This window comes from Nocardia otitidiscaviarum NBRC 14405, assembly GCF_000308635.1.
Lineage (GTDB): Bacteria > Actinomycetota > Actinomycetes > Mycobacteriales > Mycobacteriaceae > Nocardia > Nocardia otitidiscaviarum.
On record NZ_BAGD01000054.1, the window covers coordinates 99,882 to 123,041 of the forward strand.

Consider the following 23,160-nt stretch of genomic DNA (forward strand, 5'->3'; position numbering starts at 1 on the left):
GCGCTGCCTCACACCGTCGGGCTGGATGCCGAGTCCCCGCGGGCCGGTGCGGTGGTGAAGGGCGGGGGACCGCCGAGGCCCTGCCAGTCGGCCTGGGCGGCGACCGCGCGGTCCAGGGCGGTGGCGAAGGCCGCGGCGTCGGCGTCGATGGCGGCCAGGCGTTCCAGCACCGGCGGGGTGCGCTCGAGTGGGCAGGCGCGCAGCAGATCCGTGTACAGGGCGCGCAGGCGACGCACCACCTGGAGGGAATCGCGGCCGTAGCAGCGGATCTCGTCGACGGCGAGGGACAGGTAGTCCGGCCATTCGGAGGTGCGGTGGGTCAGCCGCACCCGGCCGTCACGGTCGCGGATGCGGGTGACGCCGAGTTGGCGCCCGGACAGGTCGAGCAGCAGCGCGCCGATGTGGTCGAGCGCCTGCACCGCCGTGGTCGGATCGTTGACGGCCGGGGACAGCGCCTTGATCGCGATGTCGACCATGACCCGCAGCGCGAAGGCCGGGTCGGCGTCCACCACCCGTTCGATGCCGACCACCACGTGCCGCCGCAGCTTGCGCTCGGAAATCCGGGTCGCACCGTGGATGTCGAACAGCGGCGCACCGGGCAGCACGAAATCCCCGACCGCGGGCACCACCACGATCCGGCAGTCGGCCCGCCGCGCGAGTTCGGCGATATCGTCGTCGTCGAAGCCGAGCAGCACGCCCGCGCGGCCGGTGTGCCGGAGCACCCGATCCGGCGGCCCGTCCGCGGCGTCGTCGGAATCCGGCTCGCTCCCATACGGATACGGGTGCACGGCGGCGGCGGTCCGGGCTCCGGCGCGGGACACCCGGTCCAGGGCCTTGACCAGGCGCAGGAAGTTGACCACCCGGGTGAGCAGCGCGAAGAACAGCGCCACACTGGCCAGGGCGAGCCCGATCGCCACCACCGAGGAGAGCACCGGCTCGTAGTCCTCCAGGCGTGCGGCCAGCCGCACCGAGACCAGCAGTGTGTACACGAAGGTCGCCATGAAGGTGCCCAGGGACGCGCCGAGTACCCAGTCCTGGGTGAGGCGGGGTGCGAAGCGCGCCGACATGGTCCCGGTGCCGAACTGGATGACCAGCAGCAGGACCGAGAACACGAAGCCGGTGAAGGCGATGGTGCCCGACGCCACCGCCGCGAGTACGGTCGCCATGATGGCCGGGTCGAACTTCCACGCGAAATCCCCCGGGGGCAGTTCGGCCAGGGCGTCGGCCAGTAGCCGGTCCAGATAGGGCACCAGCCAGGACAGCAGCACCGCCGCCCCGACGATGAGGGTCGGCAGTAACCACACCCGTCGCTGTCGATACACCCAGCGAACCTCGCTGAACCAGGAAAGCACCCGCATCACCGCCGTTCTCTCCACAACCGTGCTGCTCGGATGCGGTCGACCCTACCGGCGATCGGACCGGATCCCGGACCTCTCAGCCGCTCTCAGCTAATTCGTGGCATTGTCGATGGTGTGCCGTCCCCATCGCCGTCGCAGCAGGTGTCCGCCCCGTCGACCGCTCGGCCCGGGCCCGTCGGCCAGCGCCGCGTCTATCTCGGTATCGCCGTCATGCTGCTGTTGGGCGCGGTGTTCAGTGGGCTCACCGCCGTGGTGATGCGGGCGGCCGGGCCGACGGATGTCGATACCGCCCTGCACGACTGGGCGGTCGACTTCCGATCCGATGGGATGACACTGGCTGCCCGGGTGATCACGACCTGCGGCGACACCCTCACCATGGCACTGCTGGCGACGGCCGTGTGCGTGGGATTCGCCTGGCGGCGGTGGTGGGAGTCCGCGGTACTGGTCGGCGTCGCCGCCCTGGGCGCCGCGGTGCTGGTGGCGGTCGGCAAACGGCTCGTCGGCCGGGAGCGCCCGCCGCTGAACGGGCGGCTGGCCACCGAGAGCAGCCTGTCGTATCCCTCGGGCCACAGCCTGGGCTCGTTCGTCGTGATCGGCGTGGTGGTCGTGGCCCTGCTGCCGCACGTGCGCGGGTGGGCACGCCTGGCACTGCCCGCGCTGGCGGTGGCGCTGGTGCCGGCCATCGGCCTGTCCCGGGTCTACCTCGGCGTGCACTGGCCCACCGACGTGGTCGCGGGCTGGATCCTCGGCGCGTTCTGGCTCACCTGCTGCTGCACCGGCTGCGCCGGTCGCCGTCTGGTCGGTCGCGGCTCGGTCGGCGGCGACTCGGCGCGACCGGGGCAGTACGCCGGCGGCGACCCGCCGTGAGGCAGCGGCCCGGTAGTGCCCGGTTCCGGGGTCGTCGGACGGATCGTGTGCCGTCCGCCCTGTCCGAAACCGGCCGCGCGGCATGGTCGCGCTGATATCTTCTCGCCATGTCGGCCACGAAAGATCTTGCGACGCCGGCCGAATTGGGTGTCGACGATGAGGAGCGGCCCGCGCGGACCCTGTCCGGGTGGCCGGAGCGCCTCGTGGCGCTCAGCGGGTTCGCCATCGCGATTCTGGTGCTGTGGCAGGTGTTTCGGCCGCTGCCGCAGGGCAGCCAGTTCTACCTGGTGGTCTTTCTCGCGGTCACCCTGCCGCTGGTCTTCCTGAGCTATCGCTCCGGGTGGCGGTACCTGGACGGGGGTACCGGATGGGTCGATCGGGCGGACGGGCCCGCGCCCTGGGATTGGCTGCTGGCCGTGCTGGCGCTGCTGGTGTGCCTGTATCCGGTGCTGCCGCTGACCATCGGATCCGGCGGCGGGGGCTACGACGCCTTCCTCGACCGGCAGGGGCTGCTCGATCCCGTCGATATCGCCATGGGTGCGTTGGTGCTGTTGCTCGTGGCGGAGGCGTGCCGCCGCACCACGGGCTGGGTGCTGCCGCTGGTGTGCGCGCTGTTCCTGGCCTACGGCTACTACGGCGGGTTGCTGCCGCAACATTGGTCGGTGGCGCACGCCGGACTCGACTTCGACCAGATCGTGGACGCGCTCTACAACTCCGGCAGCGGGTTCTACGGCACCCCGCTGGATGTGGCGGCCAGCTATATCGCGCTGTTCACCATCTACGGTGCGGTGCTCGAATTCTCCGGTGCGGCACGCTTTTTCGTGGAGCTGTCGGTGGCGGCGTTCCGGCGGTCCCGGACGGCGGCGGGCCGTACCGCGGTGACCTCCGGATTCCTGCTGGGCACGGTCTCGGGATCGGGGACCGCGACCGCGGTGACCAATGGTGCGGTCACCTGGCCGATTCTCCGCAAGGCGGGCTACCGGCCCGAACAGGCGGGCGGCATGCTGGCCGCGGCCGGTGTGGGCGCGATTCTCTCCCCGCCCACGCTGGGGGTCGCGGCCTTCATCGTGGCCGAATATCTGGAGGTCTCGTACCTCACCGTGCTGCTGTGGGCGACGATCCCGACCCTGCTCTACTATCTGGGCATTCTGCTGGCGGTCGAAATCGACGCGCGCCGGTTCCACCGCCGGGGTTCCGACGACGGCGCACCGACCGTCGACGCCGGGCCGTCGGCGTGGAAACTGCTGGCGCGCTTCGGCTATCACTTCCTGTCGCTCCTCGCCATCGTGGTGCTGATGCTGCTGGGGTTCACGGCGACCAAGGCGGTGGTGTACGCCACCGCGCTCGCCTTCCTGCTCGCCGTCGTCGACCGCGCGGTGCGGCAGTGGCCTACGGCGGCCACGCGGCGAGACATGCTGCGCGAATTCGCCGTCGGATGCTTCACCGCCCTGTCCGGCGGTATCCGCGCCGCCCTGCCCGTGGTGGCGGTGTGCGCCGCCGCCGGCATCATCACCGCCATGACCACCAAGACCGGTCTCGGCGCACAGCTGGCCGGCGTCCTGGTACGGACGGCGGAGGCGATCTCCGACAACGCGACCGTGGTGCTGGCCTGCACCGTCGTGCTGGCCGCCGTGGCGCTGGCGCTACTGGGGTTGGCCATTCCGGTGACGGCCTCCTTCGTCATCGGCTGGGTGATCATCGCGCCCGCCCTGCTGTCCCTGGGCGTCTCCGGCCCCGCCACCGCCATGTTCGTCTTCTACTACTCGGTGCTGTCGGAGGTGACGCCGCCGACCGCCCTGGCCGCGGTCGGCGCGGCGGCGGTGACCGGGGCCAAACCGATCCCGACCATGTGGCAGACACTGCGCTACGCCCTGCCCGCGTTCCTGGTGCCGATGGTCTTCGTGCTCACCGGTACGGGGGAGCGGCTGCTCGGGCGCGGACCGCTCCTGGAGATCGCGGCCACCGGTCTGATGGTGGCGCTGGGGGTGGCCGCCCTCGCCATGGCCACCGGCGGCTGGGTGCTCGGCGTCGGCGAGGCCGGGTGGACGGCACGGGTCCTGGCCGGGCTGGCCGGATTGATTCTGCTGTACCCGCGCCCGATCACCCTGGCCATCGGCGCGGCCCTGCTCGCCGCGGCGGCGCTGCTCACCCGGGTGCTGCGCCGGGATCCACCGTCCGCCAACGACATTCCCCCGGCGCGCGTCGCCGATCCGACAGGAGGCACACCATGAGAACAGTCGTGACGATCGCCGCGGTGGCCGCGGTGTCGGCCGCCCTGCTGACCGGATGCGGTGGGCGACAGGACAGTCCGCAGGCCGATACCGGCGGCGAGATCACCTGCGAGGTGAACCGGGACACCCGCATCGGCATCGCCACCGGCAATGCCACCGGCGTCTACTTCGCCCTCGGCAACGCCTACGCGGAACAGATCGCCGACGCCACCGACGGCACGGTCAAGGCCACCGCCGCCGAGACCGGCGCCTCGGTGCAGAACATCCAGCAGCTGGTGACGGGCACCTACCAGGTCGCTTTCTCGCTCGCCGACACCGCCGCCGACGCCGTGCGCGGGACAGGCAGCTTCGAGGGGGAGCAGCCGGTGCGGGCGCTGTCGCGGATCTACCCCAACTACACGCAGGTGATCGTGCGGGCCGACGCGAATATCGGTTCGGTGGCCGATCTGCGGGGCAAGCGGGTTTCCACGGGGTCGCCGAAATCGGGGACCGAGGTGATCGCGCGGCGGCTGCTCACCGCGGCCGGACTCGACCCGGACGCCGACGTCGCCGCGCAGCGGCTCGATCTGACCAAGACCGTGGACGGGATGAAGGACGGCTCCATCGACGCCATGTTCTGGTCCGGCGGACTGCCCACCCCGGGGATCACCGACCTGTTCACCACCGCCCGCGACGAGGTGCGCTTCCTCGACATCACCGAACTGCTCGACGAGATGCGCGCGCTGAACCCGGTGTACGAGCAGGGCGTCATTCCCGCCGCCGCCTACGGGCTGCCCGCCGATGTCGAGACCATCGTGGTGCCCAACCTGCTGCTGGTGCGCGACGATATCGACGCCGATCTGGCCTGCGTGCTGACCACGGTGCTTTTCGACCGCAAATCCCGACTGGAGCAGGTGAATCCGGCCGCCGAGGGGATCGACCGCGCGGTCGCGGCCGAGACCGCCCCGGTGCCGCTGCACCGGGGCGCGGAACAGGCGCTGCGGTAGGCGTTCACTACCTTCGCCGCGTCACCGCCCGATTCGACCCGCGGGTGGGCGCGGCCAGGATGACGAGTGCGAGGACGAGGACGGCCATCCCGCATCGGGACAGCACGCTCAGCCGTTCGTGCAGCACCACGACGCCCAGCAGGGCGGCCACCGCCGGCTCGACCAGGGTCAGCGTGGTGGCGGCCTGAGATGTGGTGTGGCGCAACCCGTACGCGAACAGCCGGTAGGCCAGGACGGTGGTGCACAGCGCCAGATATATCGCGACCGCCGTACCGCGCGGCGCGAGCAGCCAGGACGGGCCGGTGGCCAGCACCACCGGCAGTACCAGCAGCGCCCCGCCGCCGAACATCGCCCCCATGACCGCACCGGCGGGGCGCCCGGCGGCGATGAGCCGCCCGCCGATCAGGGCGTAGCAGGCGTAGGCGAGTCCGCCGCCCGCCGCCAGCAGCACGCCGAGCGGATCGACCACACCGCCCCCGGTAGTCGAACCCAGAACGAGCACAGTGCATCCCGTCACCGCCGCCGGTGTCGCCAGCATCCAGCGTGTATCGGGGCGGGTCCGGGTGGTGGCCCAGCCCAGCACCCCCGCGAAGACGGGAGCACAGCCCAGGGCGATCACCGTGGCCACGGCGACGCCGGTGCGCTGCACGGCCGGATAGAAGGTCAGCGGATATCCGGCCACCGCCACCGCCCCCAGGGCGAGCTGCCACCGCTCGCGGCGGGTGCGCGCCGGAACTCCGCGCGCGGTGACGTAGAGCAGCAGGCCGCCCAGCAGCAGTCCGGCCGATCCGGTCGCGGCTGCCGGAGTGCCCGAAGGCGCCTGGGTGGCAACGGTTCCCGTGGTCCCCCACAGCGTCGCCGCGGTCAGGATGGCCAGCGATCCGCCGACCCGGGATGAACGTGGTTGAACAGCCGTACGGCGCGCGGCCGTAACGGCGGAATGATTCGGCACAGTCGTGAACTTCCGTCGAATTCCGATAGGAGCTGGATTCCGAACGGGCGCACGACAATACCGCCGCACACAGCGGTACTACGGAGAGGAGGCCGTCAGGTGCGCCCGGTCACGCGACCGGGGGCGGGGTGACGGTGCGCCAGTATGTGCCCATGACGCCGATCATAGCGGCCGGGTGGGGCTACGCGGGCCAGCGGGGGGAGCGGCCGAGGAGGGCGACGATGCGGTCGAGGGGGGCCTCGCCCGTCCAGGGGCGCCGGGGTGCGAAGGCGGCGCCGGGGGCGGTGCGGGAGGCGTCGTCGGGGACGAATTCGGCGATCGGCAGTGCGGCGGCGAGCAGGTCGTCGTCGAAAGTCGTTGTCCGGCCCAGGGTTCGGTCGACGTCCCAGGTGTGCACCACGTAGTCGATGAAATGGAAGGTGAGGGCCTGGGTGCCCGGGAAGCGGAATTCGGTGGTGAATTCGGGCAGCGGGAAGGCGCGCTCCAGGATGTCGTCGGCCGCGAAGGCGTCCAGGACGTCATCGGCGGCGGCCCGGTAGTCGGCGACCGGGTCGGGGCCGAGCGGGTGCGGGCGCCAGCGGTTCGGATTGTCGTCGCCGCGGGCGGCGGCGGCGAAACCGCGGTGCTGGGCGATCATATGGACGAGCAGGTCGCGCAGGGTCCAGTCCGCGCAGGGGGTCGGTTTGCTCAGATCCGCCGGGGCGCAGTGCGATACGGCCGCGCTGCTGGCCCGGACGGCGCGGGCATTCAAGGCGACGAGATCGGTGGGGGTGGTCAGTGCATCGAAAGTAGGCATGCACCTATCGTATGCTCATGCTTACTATCTGTCGAGCGGTATTTTCTTCTCATGCCGGAAGTGAAGCGCCCCGATCTCGCCGCCATGCTGGCGCCCCTCGGTCGCGCCCTCGTACAGGCGGAGTTGCCCATCCTCGAGCGCAACGGCCTGAGCATGTGGGGCTACTCCGTCCTGCTCGGCCTCGGTGAGGACCCCGTGTACACCCAGGCCGCCCTGGCCAAACGGATCAACGCCGACAAGACCCGCATCATCGCCGTGCTCGACGACCTCCAGCGGCGCGGCCTCATCACCCGCACCCCCGACCCGGCCGACCGCCGCGCCCGGCTGCTGTCCCTGACCCCGGAGGGACGCGCCATCCGCGATCGCGCCCAGCGGGAGATCCAGGAGCGGGAAGAGCGCTTGCTGTCCCAACTGACACCGGCCGACCGCACGGCGTTCCTGCGCGCGCTCCAGCGCCTCAGCGACGCGGTGCGCGACCAGCCGGACTGAGGGCGGGCGATCGGTCCGGGGGATGCGCGAGGCGGGTGCGGTCTGCTGTCATGGAAGCCGGGAAGGGTGACCATGCCTGGGAACATGCGCGGCGGAGTGCGGGCGGCCATGGCGGCGGCGACACTCGCGGGTGTGCTGGCGACCGGGTGTACGGTCGAGGGACACCCCGAGCCCGCGAACCCCACGCCCAGCATTCCGGGACCGGAGAAGAAACCACGGCCGTCGCCCCCGTGGACGGCGGCCGAACTCGTCCACCACCAGTGCGTCGTGCTCGGGCGGGAGGATCTGGCCCGCTTCGGATTCGGCAGTCCGGAGCAGCCGGGGAATTCGACGCGTTCTGCCGCTGGCGCACCCTCGGCACCGCGCCGGCGCCGGTCGACATGTATTTCGTTCCCGAACCCTGGTACAGCTACCCCAAACTCGAACAGGCGCACCGCGGCCACGAGGCATTCCGCACCCTGCGTGTCGAGGGCAGGTCGGCCTTCCTGGTGGACGAGCGCAACTACGGCGGCTACCGCAACTGCCGGATCTGGGTCGCGGTGCCGTCCGGCGGGACCATCCACCTCGAGTACGCGCCCCGGGAGGCGGCGGTGGCCTGGGATGTGTGCGGTGCCGCCCTCGAGATCGCCACGCTCATCGCGCGGCGGGTGCGGTGAGCGGCACCGCGGCTGCCGGTCAGCGATTGCGGTGGGCGACGAGTTGGGCCAGGGCGGTGAGGTCCCCGGTGGCCAGCCCCGGGGGCAGCGCCGCGAGTGCGGAGCGCATGGCCGTGGCCGCGCGGTGCAGGGTGCGTTGCCGTCCGCCCGCCGCCTCGACGAGTTCGGCCGCACGCGCGGCCTTCTCGGCGGTCATCGGATGCGGGCTGCGGTACAGGCGCGCGAGCTCGCGGCCGGGGGAGGTGTCGGAGCTGAGGGCGCAGACCACGGGGTAGGACTGTTTTCGGTGCAGCAGGTCGCTGTGCGCGGGCTTGCCGGTGATGGCGGGGTCGCCCCAGATGTCCATGGCGTCGTCGACCAGTTGGAAGACCAGGCCCAGTTCCCGTCCGAAGGTGTGCATGGCGGAGACCGTGCGATGGTCGGCGCCGGCGCAGAGCGCGCCCAGGGCGCAGGAACAGCCCAGCAGCGCACCGGTTTTGCCCGCCGCCATGGCGAGGTACTCGGTGACGCTCACGCTGGAGCGGGATTCGAAGGCGCAATCCTCGTACTGGCCCTGACAGAGGGCGACGGTGGTGCGCGCCAGGCGGATGACGGCCTCGGCGGTCACCGCCTCGGGCACCCCGTCGGAGAGGACCCCGAGGGCCAGGGCCTGCAGGGCGTCGCCGAGCAGGGTGGCATTGGTCTCGCCCCAGACGCGCCAGACGGTCGGGCGACCGTGGCGGGTGTCGTCGGCGTCCATCACATCGTCGTGGACCAGCGAGAAGTTGTGCAGCAGTTCGACGGCCGCGGCGGCGTGGACGGCGTCCTCGACGCGGCCGCCGCAGGCCGCGGCGGCCGCGAAGGTCAGGGCGGGGCGAAATGCCTTGCCCTGGACGCCCGGGGCGGGCGCGCCGGTGGTGTCGCACCAGCCGAAGTGATAGCCCGCCATGCGATCCAGCGGATCGGTCAGCGATGCCACGGCGGCACGCAGCACCGGTTCGATGGCGTGGCGGGCGTCGGCCAGCTGTCTGCGGGCCGCTCGCTCACCGCTTGCCGGTTCGCGCACACTCGGCCCGTGTGGCGAGATCTCCACCGGGCGTGGGTGATCGGTATCGGGCGCGGTGACCGCCGCGCGGGCGGGGGCCGCTCCGCGGGTGCCCTGCAGACGCTGTCCCACCAGATGTTTGATCGAATTCGAGGCTCGCATAATCGGTCCCACTCGCTCGGACACGGCCTCCTCGGGCGCATTCGGCTGCACTCGGCGGCCATGCGTAGAAGAAGCCCATCGTCCCATCGGAGCCCGGTGGCGCGGTACGTCACCAGGTTTCAGTTCGGCAACTCCCACCCGGATACCGCGGCTCAGCCGAGCGGCGATCCGTGTTCGAGAGCCTCCGCCGGAGCGCTGGTGTAGCGCGCCGCCTGGTAGTGATAGTCGAGATTGGCTCGCACGTACACCGTGTAGTTCTGCGCGGTGGCCAGCGTGTCGGCGCGATCTCGCCCGGTGATGCCGGCCGCGTCGAGTTCGGTCGGTAGCCGTTCGATGGCGGTGGTCATGCGGTCGATGAGCTGGGTGAGCATGCTGTTCACCAGCGTGAGCGCCTGAGATCGCGTATGCCCGTAGTGATGTTCGGCCAACAGCACCGAGTTGTAGAGATAGCTCGACGCCTCGTCGGAGTCGACCGACAGCACATCGTTGAGCAGTCCCATGTGTTCGACCGCTGCTTCGCGCAGCAGCCGCATGGCGGGCAGTTGGCGGGCGGCCGCGCACAGGTCGACCCGCTCGGCGATCTCGCTGATATCCAGGAACACGAACAGCGCCACCGAATCTCGCCGATGCGCCCGATAAGTGTCCATCTCGGGCAGGTGGCCGGTGCGGCGGCCGATGCTCTCGGTGTAGTAGGTCCACAGCCAGGCGCGGATCTCCGCGCGCACCGCCTCCCGCCACGCGGTGGAGCGTCCCGCGCACAGCCGCCGCCACAGCTCCGCGAACGCGACGGCCAGCACGCCCGAGGGCGGGTCGTCACCGTCGTAGACCGCGTTCAGGGCGGTGATGGTGTGCAAAGTTCGCCCGGGGTCCGGGATTTCGATATCGAACTGGTCGTCCACGATGAAAGCCCAGGCGGTGTACTGGCTGAGTAGTGCCAGGTCTTCCGGTCCGGCCTTCGGGCACCAGAGTGCGTACATTCGGGCGGGGCGGGTGCGTTCCATCCGCCGCCGCGTCGGCTCGGTCGGCACCAGGTCGTAGTGCTCGAGCCACTGCCACATCGCCTTCTCCGCCTCGGCCTCGGCGGGGTTGTGTCCCGCCGAGGCGAAAGGCATGAAGAATTCGGGTTCATTCATCGAAACTGCCTATCCCCGAACCGTTTTTACCGTGAATTCGACAATACAGACGATTCGGGCACGGCGCGGCCACTGTCGGGTGACGGTCGGGCGGCGAGACGGCCCTTCTCGTGTGGAAATCGTATCGAAATCGTTGCGAGCGTGACGAACCACCCAGAAGGGACGATGGCGCCGAGGAGCCGTCTCACCGCCGAGCGACATACCGGCGAACCGGACGAAAGACTGCGGCCTCCACCGGTTTATCGGCGATTCCACCGCGAATGTCACCGTGTCGGCGCATCCTTGGATGGCCAGCTACCGCGCAGCAATGAGGCGGCGCGGATCGAGTGCGCACGAGGAGCGTCCCGATGGACACGGCCGATCTCATCTTCACCGGTGCTTCGATCATCACCGTCGATCCGGAGACCGAGGGTGCGACCGCCGTCGCGGTCTGCGACGGGCGCATACTCGCCGTCGGCGGTCGGGAGGTGCTGTCCCTGCGCGGTCCCGGCACCGATGTGATCGAACTCGAGGACCGCTGTCTGCTGCCGGGATTCGTTGAGCCGCACACCCATCCGACGCGGGACCAGATCCTGTTCAGCGAATCCGTCATCGATATCCGGCCGACGGCCTGCACCACCGCCGCGCAGGTGCGCACCGTCGTGGACGAGGCGGTGCGCGCGGCGCGGCCCGGACGCGCGCTGCTGTTCCACGGACTCGATCCCGAACTCCAGCCGGGCTTTCCGGAGCCCACCCGGGAATGGCTCGACGAACTCGCACCCGACCGGCCGATCGTCATCAGGCAGAACGCTGGCCGGATCGCCTGGGCCAACAGCGCGGCGCTGCGGTTGGCGGGGCTGAGCGAGGATACGGCCGATCCGTTCGGCGGACATTTCGAACGTGACCGGTACGGCATGCTCACCGGTAAGGCGTACGAGGAGCCCGCCATCGCGGCGGTGACCGATCGCATCGTCGCCGACCATCCGGATCCGGCGATCGGACTGCTGGCGCGCGAGCACGAGCATTTCGCCGCCCGCGGCGTGACGCTGTGCGGCGATATGGGTTTCACCGACGAGATCCGCGTCCGCACCGCGCGGCTGTATCAGCGCGGACTCGCCAAGGTGCGCACGCGCGCCTACGAAACCGCCTCACCCGCCATGGGCACCATCTGCCCGCGCGACAACGGCGACGACATGTTCCGCCAGATCGGCATCAAACTGCTGCGGGCACCCGACACCGCGCGGCACACCGCCGACCGACTAGGCGAGCTGGTGCGCGCCTACCACCCGGACGGCTGGCAGCTGGCCTGCCGTGCCCAGGACGGTGACGAGGCGACCCTGGTGCTCGACGCGTACGAGCAGGCGCTGCGGGCGTATCCGCGATCGGACCACCGGCTGCGGCTGGAACACTGCGGGGCCATGACGCCCGAGCAGTTCCGGCGCGCCAACCAGCTCGGCGTCACCTGCTCGCTGTTCATGGACCACCTCTACTACTGGGGCGACACCGCGACCGACGGCAACGCGGACGGTGCCGCGTGGGAGCCCGAATCGCATTGGGTGCGCGCCAGATCCGCCATCGAGGCGGATGTGCGGATCTCCTTCCACAACGACTGCCCGGTCACTCCCGAAGCGCCGCTGCACAATATGGCGTGCGCCATCACCCGCGTCTCCCGCCGGGGCCGCGTGCTCGGCCCGGACGAGGGCGTCAATCTGGAGCAGGCCATTCGCGCCCAAACCCTGGATGCCGCGTATCAGCTGTTCGCCGACGACATCACCGGCTCGATCACCCCCGGCAAGTACGCCGACCTCGTCGTGCTGGACGTGGATCCGTACACGGTGCCGCCGGACGAACTGCCCGATATCGGGGTGCGGACGACCTATCTGGCGGGTGTGGCCACCCATCGGCGGTACTAGCGCACCCCGCGCAGCAGCTCCAGCATGTCGGAAACCGCCGCGGGCCAGGTGAACTGCTCGGCCCGGGTGCGCGCGGCATCGCGGCGCAGGGCCGGTGGTCGGGCCAGCACATCGGTCACGGCGCGCGCGAAGGCGTCCGGATGGTCGGCGGCGACCGCGCCGCAGTCGGCGGTCACGATATCGGCCAGCGCCGAGGACCGGCTCGCCACCACCGGCGTACCGGCGGCGAGCGCCTCCAGGGCAGCCAGTCCGAAGGTTTCGTGCGGACCGGGGGCCAGCGAGACGTCGGCGGTGGCCAGCAGCGTCGCCAAAGCCTCACGGTCGTCGATGAATCCGGCGAAGTGCACCGCGGGACGGCCGTCCGCCAGCGCGGGAATGCCGCGGGCGCGCCGTTGCAGGGCGTCGCGGCGCGGGCCGTCCCCGGCCACGATCAGCCGGGCGTCCACACCCTCGCGGCGCAGCGCGCCGACCGCCTCGATACTGCGGTCCACCCGTTTCTCCACCGACAACCTGCCGCAGTGCACGAGCAGCGGCAGATGGTCGGCAGCCAGATCGGTGCGCAGCCGCCGGTCGTGTCGGCGGGGGCTGAACAGGTCGAGATCCACTCCGAGCGGCACCATCTCGACATTGGGCGCGTCGATGCGCTCGAACTCGGCGCGGGCGAACGCGGTCGTGCAGACCACCATGTCGTAATTCCGGGCGGTGTGCCGATTGGCGATATCGGCGGCGCGCCGGGCCGCCGGACCGGGCAGCACCTGTCCCAGCAGCCGGTCCAGGCGCTCGTGCGAGATCATGACCGAGGCCACGTCGCGGGAGCGAGCCCAGCGCCCGAAACCGCGCAGGGTCAGCCGATCGGACACCTCCAGCGCGTCGGGACGCACACCCGCCAGCACATCGGCGACGCGGCGCGGATCGGCGGCCCGATAGCCGCCGGTGAACGGAATCCGCGCGGCGGGCACGGTGATCCGCAGCGTCCCCGACGGCAGCACCTCCTCGGCGCGGCGCGGCCCCGGCACGATGAGAACGACCTCGTGTCCCGCCGCCGCGTAGCCGTCTCCCAGATGGTGCAGCGCGGTCCGCAGGCCACCGGAGCGCGGACCGTAGAAGTTCGCCAGCTGCACAATGCGCACGCCGCCGATCGTGCAGGGCGCGGTGTTCCCGATGGCACCCCCGCGCCCAACGGGACGTGAACAGCAGCGGAATACCGTTCGACCCCGAGGGGCGGCCGAACCGGCGGCGACGGCGCCGGGCGGCATGCGACGATAGCGGGGTGAGGCGCGTGGTTTCCGCCCATATCGACGTCCGCGTGCACGCGGACACCGCCCTGGAATTCCAGATCGCCGTCGCCCGGCGGCCCGGTATCGAACTCGCCGAGACGTTGCGGTTCGAACTGGACGGACGCGGCGTGCTGGCCCGCGAGATCTCCGGATCGCACGGCACCCGCATCCACGTGCTGGGCGCCCGCGCCGGCGAGCTGCGGGTGCGCTATCGCGCCGTGGTGAGCGGGACGGCGACACCGGAGCCGATCACCGACTACGACCTCGCGCTGTACCTGCGGCCCAGCCGGTTCGCCGAATCCGATAGGCTGCTCGGCTTCGCGGCGGCCGAATTCGGGTTGGGCATAGGCGATTCCGGAACCGCGGACCGGGTGGCGGAGTGGGTCGGCACCCGCATTCGCTATGTCACCGGCAGCAGCGGCCCCAGCGACGGCGCGGTGGAGACGCTGTTGGGCGGGGCCGGGGTGTGCCGCGACTTCTCCCATCTGGTGGTGGCGCTGCTGCGGGCGGTGGGTGTACCCGCCCGGGTCGCGGCGGTGTACGCGCCGGGCTGTGTGCCGATGGACTTCCACTCCATCGCCGAGGCGTACGTGGACGGTCGGTGGCTGGCCCTGGATCCGACCGGGCTGGCCCCGCGCTCGACCATGGTCCGCATCGCCACCGGGCGCGATGCCTCCGATATCGCCTTTCTGGACAATCACGGCGGTGATATCACCGTCGACGGGCTGCGGGTGGACGCGAGCGTGGACGGTGCGCTGCCGTGGGACGACCGTGGTCGGACTGTCGTCCTCGGCTGATAGCTTGGGGACACCGGGGGGCTGGTTCTGGCGTCATCCGGGGTGCGGCGGGCTGGATGGGATGCGACGGATGGATGCGAAGAACGCACGGCGACTGTGGACCGCGCTGGCGGTGGTGGCGCTGGTGGTGATCGCGGTGACGGCCGCGCTGGTGGGCCGGTCGCTGCCCGGTGCGACGATCGCGGGAACGGCGCTCCCTGCCGCTCCGGGGCTGGTCCCGGCGACCGCGCCGGTGCCGACCACACCGGGCACCACCACCGTGATCGAACCCGATCCGCTCACCCTGCTGCGGCCCGGGGACTGCGTCGCGCTGCCGCCGGACGAGACCGATCCGCCGGAACCCGCGGAGTGCACCTCGCTGGCCGCGAATTACCGGGTGTTGCAGACCGGGCCGGAGCCGTGCACCGGTCCGCTGTACAAGGTCGAGGCCAGCAGCCGCGACCGCGCCGGGAACTACAACTACCACCTGTGCCTTGCCTACGACTGGCGTGCCGGAATGTGTTACGAGACCACGGATATGAACGATCCGGTCAAGGTGGACTGCGCCACGCCGGGACCGCATGTGGTGCAGGTGACGGCGGTCTTCGAGAACAGCCTCGACGGAACGCGGTGCCCGACCGACCAGAACGGCGCGGTGGCGATCACCTGGGATAAAAGGATGCTGACGGTCTGCTTCCGCGGAGGCGACGACCCTGGTCGGTAAGCGGTTCGATCCGCGCGGTCCGGTGTCGCGAATACCGCTGTATGGCGCTGGATTCGATCGTGCCCGTCGTCGTGCCGATCCTGTTCGCGGGCGTGGCGGTGGCGGTATTCCTGGTCGGTGACCGGCTGCGGCCCGAGTCGTGGCGGCACGAGGACGAGGAGTCCGGGCATTCGTTCGTCCTGGACCTGGTGAACATGTTCTTCGCCGCGGTGGTGGCCTTCGTGGTGGTGATCGCCTGGCAGGAGTACGACAACGCGCACGCGCACACCGTCGAGGAGGCCAAGGCGCTCATCGAAGTCCACACGGCAGCCGGCGATCTACCCGAGGCCGAGGGCGCCCGGGTGCGGGAGTTGGTGCGCGACTACACCGACGAGGTGATGTCGGGGGAGTGGGCGGTCATGGCCGCCGAGGGGCGGCTGAGCGCCACCGCGCAGGAGCTGCTCGACGACGTGGAAGTGGCCGTGGAGGCGGTACGCTCGACCGATCCGTTGGTGGTCGCGGCCCGCGCCGACGCGCTCGACGCGCTCGACACCGTGGGCGAGGCCCGATTCGAGCGCGCCCTCACCGCCGAATACCGCATGCCCCGACTCCTTTATCTCGCACTGTGGTTGGCCACCGCCATGCTGTTGTGCGGGACCGTGCTCTCCGGGGTCGTGGTCACCCGGCGCAGCGTGATCATGACCGCGCTCTTCGGGCTGGTGGTGGGCGGCGTGATCATCGCGGTCTACCAGCTGGACCAGCCGTTCTCGGGCGCGAACGTGGTGCCGACGGACGCCTTCGAACTGGCACGCACGCGCTTCGAATCCGGCGACTAGCGGAACGGAACCGCAGATGACAACCGACTCGACCGCCGGCCGAACCCGCGCCGCGGCACGGCGATTCGGCCGGACCCTGCCACTCGCCGCAGTATTGCTCATGCTGCACCCGGCTCCACTGCCCGCCGACCCCGGCCCGAGCGCGACGCCGTTCTCGAGCGAACTGCCCGCACAGGGCGAGCTGATCACCGGCAGCGCATCGGGCAGCGGCACCATACCCGACAGCGCTGCCGGTCTCGGCCCGCCCGGCACTGGCGACGCCACCACCGGCAGCCCACTGCAACTCGGCCCCGGCAGCGCTGCCACCTGGGCGGACGGCGGTGCCACCGACAGTACCGGTGCGCCCGAACTCGGTGGTATCCCAGCGCTTTCGACCGCCCCCGAATCCCTCGGTGGCCCCGGCACTTCGATCGGCCCCGAATCCCCCGGCGGCCCGGGGCAGTTGGGCGGGACCGAACCATCCAGGGGCGTAGAGCCTTTCGGTCACGCTGGGGCGGCAGGTAGTGCTGGAGCTTCGGGTAGCGCAGGGGGACTGGATAGCGCTGGGGCGTCGGGCAGTGCTGGGGCGTCGGGCGGTCTCCTGACGGACGGTGATCCCGAATCACATGACGGCGTGGCGGATGGTGGTGGGGGAAGTGGCGTGCTTCCGCTGTCGATCGGCAGTGGGAGCGCCGCGGCCGCCGGTGGGGCGGGTGTCGGGCATGTGGACACCGACGAGGGCGGCGTGGACACCGATGGGGGCGGCGTGGACACCGATGGGGGCGGCGTGGACACCGATGGGGGCGGCGTGGACACCGATGGGGGCGGCGGCGATATCGCGATCGGCGCGGCCGATGCCGCCTATGTCACCGGTGACGTGGCGAGGACGGCAGGGGAGCTGTTGGGGTTCGAGTCCGGGAGCGTGGCCACCGCGTGTGCGGGCAGCGCTGTGCTCGGGAGTGCCGCACTGGCGGCGGGGTCGGGCGGCTCCGGGTCACTGCTGCCCGGGCTGCTCGTCGGCGGTGGGTCGAGCGGGTCGGGGGCGGGCAGCGTGGTGGTGGGTCGTGCGGCTGCCGGGAGTGCGCTGCTGACCTGTCTACTGCTCTTGCCCGTGCCGGAATCGCCCGGGATCCCGCTCGAGCTCGGGCCCGTTGCCGTACCGCCGGTCGCCGCGCCGCCGGAGCCGCAGGTTCCGGTGCGGACGCCGGAACCGCTCGCCCGGACACCGCTCGAACCGGCGATTCCGGTGGTGGCGGCACCGACCCCGCGCCCGCCCGCACCGCCCGCGGCCGCCCCGGACACCGGGTGGACGGCGCTCCAGATGATGACCGTCCTGATCATCACGCTCATCGCGGCCGCTCGGGTGCGTGCGCTGCGCATTCCGCGCGCCTGACTGCGTCCACCGTGTACTCGGCGGGGGAGCGGGTATCCGCCAGCTGTGATCAGCGCGGCTCCTCGTATCGACGCACGCGGCGGCGATCTGCTGCCGAACCCGCTTCGGGCTGTACCGTGGTGGCGACCTCGTCGACGACCACGAGGCTGCCGTCGGCCGCGCGTCGTATCGCCCGGATCCGCGGATCAGCCACCGCTATCGGATCCACCGCCGGTACACGGCCGACAAACCAACGAGAAGTACTGGAGCCGAACCCCATTCATCGGGAGCCTGATATGACATTCGACGACCCCCGCGACAGCGGGCGGCGACTACGCGACGACGATATTCGCGTCACCTCCGGAAAGACCACGCTGACAGGACATCTCACCATTCCGGAGCGGCCGATGGGTTTGGTCGTCTTCGCGCACGGCAGCGGCAGCGGGCGGTACAGCCCGCGCAATCGGCACGTGGCGGCCGTCCTGGACCGGGCCGGAATCGGCACGCTGCTGGTCGATCTGCTCACGCCGAACGAGGAAGCCGCGCGCGCCAATGTCTTCGACATCGAACTGCTGGCGCGGCGACTGGCCGATGTGACCCGCGCGCTCGCGACGGAGAGCCGCACCGACGGCCTGGCGCTGGGGTACTTCGGGGCTAGCACCGGCGCGGCCGCGGCCCTGTACGCGGCCGCCGACCCCGAACTGGGCGTTCGCACCGTGGTGTCGCGCGGCGGGCGGCCCGATCTGGCCGGCGCCGCACTGTCCCGGGTGCAGGCGCCCACCCTGCTCATCGTCGGCGGTGACGACCCGCTGGTGCTGGAGCTGAACCACGGCGCGCAGGCGGCCATGACCTGCGAGACCGAGATCCGGGTGATCCCCGGGGCCAGCCACCTGTTCGTCGAGGAGGGCACCCTCGATCAGGTCGCCGGGCTCGCTCGCGACTGGTTCACCACCCGTCTCGCCCCGGCGACCGCCGCCAGCTGACGCCGCGCCGATCCACAGCGGGGCGCACACCACCCCCGTCAGGCGCGCAACCGCACCGGCAGGCGCTGGTGACCATTGGACACGAAGCTGACCACGGGCTCGTACCCGGACGGCTCGGCGGCCAGCCGCACGTCCGGGAAGCGCTCGAACAGCGCGGGCAGGGCGATGGCCGCCTCCAGCCGGGCCAGGGGAGCGCCGATGCAGTGGTGCGCGCCGTGGCCGAAGGCGACATGCTGATCCTTGGTGGTGCGGTGCACGTCGAACGCGTCGGCGTCGGCGCCGTGGACCTTCGGATCGCGGCTGGCGGCGGCGTAGGAGGCGAGGATCGCCTCGCCCTTGGGGATGCGGAAGCCGTCGATATCGATGTCCTCCACGGCATAGCGCAGCGGCAGATGCGCGACCGGCGACTGATAGCGCAGCGCCTCCTCGATCACATCCGACCACGGCACCTTGCCCGCGCGGACGTCGGCGAGCTGCTCGGGGTGGTTCAGCAGTGCGAAGATGGCCTGGTCGAGCAGGTTCACCGTGGTCTCGTGCCCGGCATTGATGACCAGCATGAGGGTGTCGCAGAGTTCCTTGTCGGTCAGCCGCGAACCGTCGTCGTCGCGGGTGCCGATGAGGACGCTGGTGATGTCCTCGCCCGGAGTCTCCCTCCGGAAAGCGACGAGTTCGCCGACGAGCCGGAACATTTCGAGATAGTTGGCCTGCGCCTGCTCGGCGGTGAAGGTGCCGTCGAAGAAGCCGTCCACGCACTTGTGCATGGCCGGGCCGAGATGGTCCGGAATGCCGATGAGCTCGCTGATCACCCGGATCGGTACCGGGTAGGCGTAGCGCGCCCGCAGATCCACCACCGCGTCGGCCGGTTCGGCGGCCAGTTCGTCGAGCAGGGCCGCGGTGATCTCCTCGATGCGCTCGCGCATGGCCGTGGTGCGGCGGTGGGTGAAGGCGGGGGAGACCAGTTTGCGCAGTCGGCGGTGGTCGGCGCCGTAGGCGGTGAACATATTGTCCACCGCCACCCACGGCAGCAGCGGCCACGATTCGGTGATCTCGCCGTTGATGAAGGCCGACCAGTGCTGGCGCGGATCCTTGGAGACGCGCGGATCGGCCAGCAGTCCCTTGAGGATCGCCTGGTCGGTCACCGACCAGGCGGGTACGCCGCCGGGCAGTTCGATCAGCGTGATCGGGCCGCGCTCGCGGATCCGCGCGTTCTCACCTTGAATATCCGTGCCCGTCGGGTCCAGGACGATCGGGTCATACTCCATCGGACAACTCCTTAAACCGAATTCAGCGGAGGGGACGGTGGGAAGACGACCGGCAGCGACGCCATGGCGCGGTGGAAAGGTCCCGGCCGCCAGACGATCTCGTCGGGGGTGACCGCCAGCCGCAGTTCCGGCAGCACATCGAGCAGCTGGTCGATGGCATCCTGAACCACCAGGTAGGCAACCGATTTGGCGGGGCACGCGTGCGGTCCGGCGCTCCATGCCAGATGGGAGCGGTTGCCGGTGCGGTCGCCGCCGCGAATCCGGGGATCGTTGTTGCAGCCCGCCAGGCTGATCACCACGGGCTGGTGCGCGGGCAGCCAGGTGTTGTCGATGAGGATCGGCTGGCGCGGGTAGCTGATGCTGAAGTTCGCCATCGGCGGGTCGTTGAACAGCACCTCGTCGAGCGCGTCCCGGGTGGACAGGCTGCCGGTGAGGAACCCGCCCGCGAACCGGTCGTCGGTGAGCATGAGCAGCAGCGTGTTGGTGATCAGGTTCTGCTGCGGTTCGATGCCCGCGCCGTAGAAGCTGATGAGCTGGTAGAGCATTTCCTCGTCGGTGAGGTTGGCCGGATGGCTCGCCATGCGTGAGGTGACGTCGTCGGCGGGCTCCGCCCGGCGCAGTGCGATCAGCTCCATGAGCGCCTCGCTCAGATGCTGCATGCCCCAGGCGGCGTTCACGGTGTCGAACAGCGCCGCCATCCCGGTGGCCACCCGCTGCCCCAATTCCGCCGAGCAGCCCACCATCTGGTTGAGCACCTCGAAGACCAGCGGAAAGGCGTACTGGCTCACCAGATCCGCCGATCCGGTCTCACAGAAGGAGTTGATCAGCGGGGCCGCGACCTGCTCGACGGTGATGTGCAGGGTGTGCAGGTCGATGCCGTCGATACCGGCGACGTAGCTCTGCCGGTAGCGGGCGTGCGTGGGCCCGGCATTGCGCAGGGCGTTCGGGTACCACTGCATCATCGGCTTGACCGGGCACTCGTCGGGCACCGACTGCTGCCAGGTGCGCGGATCGGCGGGGAAGTGCTCCGGGTCGTTGAGGATGCGCAGCGCCGTCTGATAGCCGATCACCAGCGTGGCGGGCACGCCCGGGGCCAGTTCGATGGGGACGAGCGAACCGTACTTGTCGCGCATCTCCCGGTAGGCCCGGTGCGGATCGGCCGCGAACTCCTCCGAGTGCAGCACCATATGCGGGCCGGCGGAGTCGACGGGCGATCCGTACTGGACGGGTAGGGCATCCGTGGTGGCACCGAAGCGCGGTGAGGAAGTGGTCAAAGGGGTAGCTCCAAATAGTGGGACAGCCGATCTATCACCCGAGACCATCTCACATTCCTTGCTGCCCTAACGATTTCGCATGTCCACGCTAGCACCCGGACAGCGAACCGGCTTCTCGTGCGCGGCGACCGGTAGTCGGAAGCCCACGCGCGCACCGCCTTCGGGGTGGTTGTCGGCGTGCGTCACGCCGCCGTGCGCGGTGACGATATCGCGGACAATGGCCAGGCCCAGGCCGGATCCGGGGGCGGAGCGGGTGGCGTCGGCGCGATAGAACCGGCCGAAAACGGCCTCTCGGTCGGAGTCGGCGATCCCAGGGCCGTGGTCCCGAACGGTGAGATCGGCCGCGCACACGGCGATCTCGACCGGGGTGTCGGGCGGACCGAATTTGAGTGCGTTGGCGATGAGATTGTCGACGCAGCGGGCCAGGGCACGCGGACGACCGGAGACCGGCACCGGGTCGGTGACGGTGAGGACGACGGCGCGTCCGCTGCGGCGGCGGACGCGGTGCGCGCACTCCCGCGCCACCTCCGCCAGCGACAGGGTTTCGGGCTCCTCGGCGGCGTACTGATCGGTGGCCAGATCGACCAGCTCCCGGACCAGTTCGTCCAGTGCCTTCGCCTCCTGGACCAGGGTGGCCAGCACCTGGGCCTCGTCCTCGGGGGCCAGCCGTCCCCGGGCGCGCTGGAGGAGTTCGGCGCTGCCGCGCACCGAGGTGAGCGGGGTGCGCAATTCGTGCCCGGCGTCCTCGGCCAGGCGCTGCTGCTGCGCCCGCGCGAACCGCAGCGCGGCGAGCATGGTGTTGAAGCTGCGGGTCAGTTCGCCGACCTCACCGGACTCGGCCGCGGGCAGGGTGACCGTGAGGTCCTGGGTGCTGGCGATGCGGTCGGTGGCGGCGGCCAGGCGGCGGATCGGCCGCAGGATGCGGCCGATGGCCAGCCAGCACAGCAGCGCCGCCGCCAGCAGTGCCACCGCGGTGATGGCGGCCGTGCGCCACAGGAATTCGCGGTCGATGCGCTCCACATCGGCGTAGTTCTGGCTCACCATGACCGCGCCGCCGCCCGGACGGCCCTTGGTGAGCACGCCGTAGCCGATACCGTCGACCTCGATCTCGGTCTCGTTGCGTCCGCTCCCGGCGGCGGCGATGGCGCGGTCGGCCGCGGTGACCGGCAGTGGCGCTCGTCCCGGGACCAGGGGGAGCACCGTGCCGTCCGGCAGCAGCAGCTGTTCGGTCATATCCGGGCGGACCGGCAGCGGTGCGTCCGCCGCCAGCAGGGCCAGGACGGTGTCGGCGCGATCGGTCAAGCCGCGGTCCACCTGGTCGGCCACCAGCGGGCTGACATTGCGGTACGCCGTCACGATGGTGACCACGATGGCGACCGTGACCGCGAACACCGCGACGAGAGTGATTCGGGTGCGCAGCATTACGCGGGCCGGATGGTGTAGCCGACATTGCGGACGGTGTGGATGAGCCGAACCGCCCCGCCCGCTTCGGTTTTGCGCCGCAGGTAGCCGATATACACGTCCAGGGACCGGGATTCGGTGTCGAAGTCGAATCCCCAGATGTCCTCGTAGATGCGGCTGCGCGGCAGCACCAGGCGCTCATTGCGCATGAGCAGTTCCAGGACGTCGAACTCGGTGCGGGTGAGTTCCAGATCCCGGCCGCCGCGGCGCACCTCGCGGGTGGCCGGATCCAGGGTGAGGTCGGCGACGGTGAGGGCGCGCTGTTCCGGATCGGGTGCGCTGCGCCGCAGCAGCGCCCGCAGCCGGGCCAGCAGTTCCTCGGTGTCGAAGGGTTTGGCCAGGTAGTCGTCGGCCCCGGCGTCGAGTCCGGCGACCCGGTCGCCGACCTGGTGCCGGGCGGTGAGCACCAGGATCGGCAGCCGGTCGCCGCGGCGGCGCAGCACCCGGCACAGCGAGAGTCCGTCCAGTTCCGGCATGACCACATCCACCACCGCCAGATCCGGCCGCTGGGTCGCCAGCACGGTGAGCGCCGCGCTGCCGTCGGCGGCCTGGAGCACCCGGTAGCCCTCGAAGCGCAGCAGCTGGTCCAGGGTGCTGCGGACGTTCGGGTCGTCCTCGACAATGAGAACGGCGGGGGCGGTCGGTATGTTCACTGGCTCATTCTGCCGGTCACAGGCGTCGAACATGATGG

At 70.7% G+C, this 23,160-nt stretch carries 21 protein-coding genes and 1 pseudogene; 11 read left to right on the forward strand and 11 right to left on the reverse strand.

Annotated elements, in window-relative coordinates; genetic code table 11:
• Nucleotides 1-8: 8 nt before the first annotated feature.
• Nucleotides 9-1,322: a DUF2254 domain-containing protein gene (locus ON31_RS10510; protein WP_157533637.1), complete on the reverse strand. Its 1,314-nt coding sequence runs from the start codon at nucleotides 1,320-1,322 to the stop codon at nucleotides 9-11.
• A gap of 150 nt (nucleotides 1,323-1,472) precedes the next feature.
• Here ON31_RS10510 and ON31_RS10515 point away from each other — a divergent pair, with 150 nt between their 5' ends.
• The 3 genes from ON31_RS10515 (at nucleotide 1,473) to ON31_RS10525 (ending at nucleotide 5,442) form a co-directional block, all read left to right on the forward strand.
• Nucleotides 1,473-2,225, forward strand: coding sequence for a phosphatase PAP2 family protein (locus ON31_RS10515; RefSeq protein ID WP_157533639.1), 753 nt, complete (start codon nucleotides 1,473-1,475; stop codon nucleotides 2,223-2,225).
• A 107-nt stretch (nucleotides 2,226-2,332) separates the two neighbouring features.
• A complete protein-coding gene (locus tag ON31_RS10520) occupies nucleotides 2,333-4,456 on the forward strand; it encodes a TRAP transporter permease (protein ID WP_051037068.1) in 2,124 nt (707 codons plus the stop codon).
• Nucleotides 4,453-5,442: a TAXI family TRAP transporter solute-binding subunit gene (locus ON31_RS10525; RefSeq protein ID WP_039812157.1), complete on the forward strand. Its 990-nt coding sequence runs from the start codon at nucleotides 4,453-4,455 to the stop codon at nucleotides 5,440-5,442. The genes ON31_RS10520 and ON31_RS10525 overlap by 4 nt, the downstream gene beginning before the upstream one ends.
• Before the next feature lie 7 nt (nucleotides 5,443-5,449).
• On the opposite strand, the gene ON31_RS10530 is transcribed toward ON31_RS10525, so the two are convergent.
• Together ON31_RS10530 and ON31_RS10535 are read right to left on the reverse strand one after the other, a co-directional pair.
• Nucleotides 5,450-6,394, reverse strand: a complete 945-nt coding sequence (locus tag ON31_RS10530; RefSeq protein WP_039812159.1) for an EamA family transporter — start codon at nucleotides 6,392-6,394, stop codon at nucleotides 5,450-5,452.
• 181 nt (nucleotides 6,395-6,575) lie between these two features.
• On the reverse strand, nucleotides 6,576-7,190 hold the full coding sequence (locus tag ON31_RS10535; protein ID WP_039812162.1) for a TIGR03086 family metal-binding protein: 615 nt from the start codon (nucleotides 7,188-7,190) through the stop codon (nucleotides 6,576-6,578).
• A 51-nt stretch (nucleotides 7,191-7,241) separates the two neighbouring features.
• Between ON31_RS10535 and ON31_RS10540 the strand changes: the two genes are divergently transcribed.
• On the forward strand, nucleotides 7,242-7,679 hold the full coding sequence (locus ON31_RS10540; RefSeq protein WP_039812165.1) for a MarR family winged helix-turn-helix transcriptional regulator: 438 nt from the start codon (nucleotides 7,242-7,244) through the stop codon (nucleotides 7,677-7,679).
• Nucleotides 7,680-8,059: 380 nt separating this feature from the next.
• Complete coding sequence (locus ON31_RS10545) at nucleotides 8,060-8,335, forward strand: DUF3558 domain-containing protein (protein WP_039812167.1); 276 nt, start codon at nucleotides 8,060-8,062, stop codon at nucleotides 8,333-8,335.
• 19 nt (nucleotides 8,336-8,354) lie between these two features.
• Here the strand turns inward: ON31_RS10545 and ON31_RS10550 are convergent, their stop codons facing one another.
• A complete protein-coding gene (locus tag ON31_RS10550) occupies nucleotides 8,355-9,521 on the reverse strand; it encodes a polyprenyl synthetase family protein (protein WP_081592352.1) in 1,167 nt (388 codons plus the stop codon).
• Between the two features lie 152 nt (nucleotides 9,522-9,673).
• Complete coding sequence (locus ON31_RS10555; RefSeq protein WP_051037069.1) at nucleotides 9,674-10,654, reverse strand: terpene synthase family protein; 981 nt, start codon at nucleotides 10,652-10,654, stop codon at nucleotides 9,674-9,676.
• Nucleotides 10,655-11,001: 347 nt separating this feature from the next.
• Between ON31_RS10555 and ON31_RS10560 the strand changes: the two genes are divergently transcribed.
• A complete protein-coding gene (locus ON31_RS10560; RefSeq protein WP_039812170.1) occupies nucleotides 11,002-12,546 on the forward strand; it encodes an amidohydrolase in 1,545 nt (514 codons plus the stop codon).
• Here ON31_RS10560 and ON31_RS10565 read toward each other — a convergent pair.
• Complete coding sequence (locus tag ON31_RS10565; RefSeq protein WP_039812173.1) at nucleotides 12,543-13,676, reverse strand: glycosyltransferase; 1,134 nt, start codon at nucleotides 13,674-13,676, stop codon at nucleotides 12,543-12,545. The genes ON31_RS10560 and ON31_RS10565 overlap by 4 nt on opposite strands.
• 140 nt (nucleotides 13,677-13,816) lie before the next feature.
• On the opposite strand from ON31_RS10565, the gene ON31_RS10570 reads away from it, so the two are divergent.
• The 4 genes from ON31_RS10570 to ON31_RS36595 all read left to right on the forward strand — a co-directional run bounded on the left by ON31_RS10570 (nucleotide 13,817) and on the right by ON31_RS36595 (nucleotide 17,510).
• A complete protein-coding gene (locus tag ON31_RS10570; protein ID WP_039812176.1) occupies nucleotides 13,817-14,620 on the forward strand; it encodes a transglutaminase-like domain-containing protein in 804 nt (267 codons plus the stop codon).
• A gap of 70 nt (nucleotides 14,621-14,690) precedes the next feature.
• Complete coding sequence (locus ON31_RS10575; RefSeq protein WP_039812179.1) at nucleotides 14,691-15,323, forward strand: LppU/SCO3897 family protein; 633 nt, start codon at nucleotides 14,691-14,693, stop codon at nucleotides 15,321-15,323.
• Between the two features lie 41 nt (nucleotides 15,324-15,364).
• Nucleotides 15,365-16,138, forward strand: a complete 774-nt coding sequence (locus ON31_RS10580; protein WP_039812182.1) for a bestrophin-like domain — start codon at nucleotides 15,365-15,367, stop codon at nucleotides 16,136-16,138.
• Between the two features lie 16 nt (nucleotides 16,139-16,154).
• Nucleotides 16,155-17,510, forward strand: a complete 1,356-nt coding sequence (locus ON31_RS36595) for a hypothetical protein (RefSeq protein ID WP_157533641.1) — start codon at nucleotides 16,155-16,157, stop codon at nucleotides 17,508-17,510.
• Between the two features lie 49 nt (nucleotides 17,511-17,559).
• Here the strand turns inward: ON31_RS36595 and ON31_RS36600 are convergent, their stop codons facing one another.
• Nucleotides 17,560-17,703, reverse strand: a complete 144-nt coding sequence (locus tag ON31_RS36600) for a hypothetical protein (protein ID WP_157533643.1) — start codon at nucleotides 17,701-17,703, stop codon at nucleotides 17,560-17,562.
• Nucleotides 17,704-17,821: 118 nt separating this feature from the next.
• On the opposite strand from ON31_RS36600, the pseudogene ON31_RS10590 reads away from it, so the two are divergent.
• Nucleotides 17,822-18,472: pseudogene (locus tag ON31_RS10590) on the forward strand (dienelactone hydrolase family protein); the annotation flags it as partial.
• Nucleotides 18,473-18,510: 38 nt separating this feature from the next.
• Here ON31_RS10590 and ON31_RS10595 read toward each other — a convergent pair.
• The 4 genes from ON31_RS10595 to ON31_RS10610 all read right to left on the reverse strand — a co-directional run bounded on the left by ON31_RS10595 (nucleotide 18,511) and on the right by ON31_RS10610 (nucleotide 23,116).
• Nucleotides 18,511-19,734, reverse strand: coding sequence for a cytochrome P450 family protein (locus ON31_RS10595; RefSeq protein WP_039812187.1), 1,224 nt, complete (start codon nucleotides 19,732-19,734; stop codon nucleotides 18,511-18,513).
• A gap of 11 nt (nucleotides 19,735-19,745) precedes the next feature.
• Complete coding sequence (locus ON31_RS10600) at nucleotides 19,746-21,008, reverse strand: cytochrome P450 (RefSeq protein ID WP_039812189.1); 1,263 nt, start codon at nucleotides 21,006-21,008, stop codon at nucleotides 19,746-19,748.
• Between the two features lie 66 nt (nucleotides 21,009-21,074).
• Entirely contained in the window at nucleotides 21,075-22,430 is a 1,356-nt protein-coding gene (locus ON31_RS10605) for a HAMP domain-containing sensor histidine kinase (RefSeq protein WP_051037070.1), read from the reverse strand.
• Nucleotides 22,430-23,116: a response regulator transcription factor gene (locus ON31_RS10610; RefSeq protein WP_039812360.1), complete on the reverse strand. Its 687-nt coding sequence runs from the start codon at nucleotides 23,114-23,116 to the stop codon at nucleotides 22,430-22,432. The genes ON31_RS10605 and ON31_RS10610 overlap by 1 nt, the downstream gene beginning before the upstream one ends.
• Nucleotides 23,117-23,160: the final 44 nt, after the last annotated feature.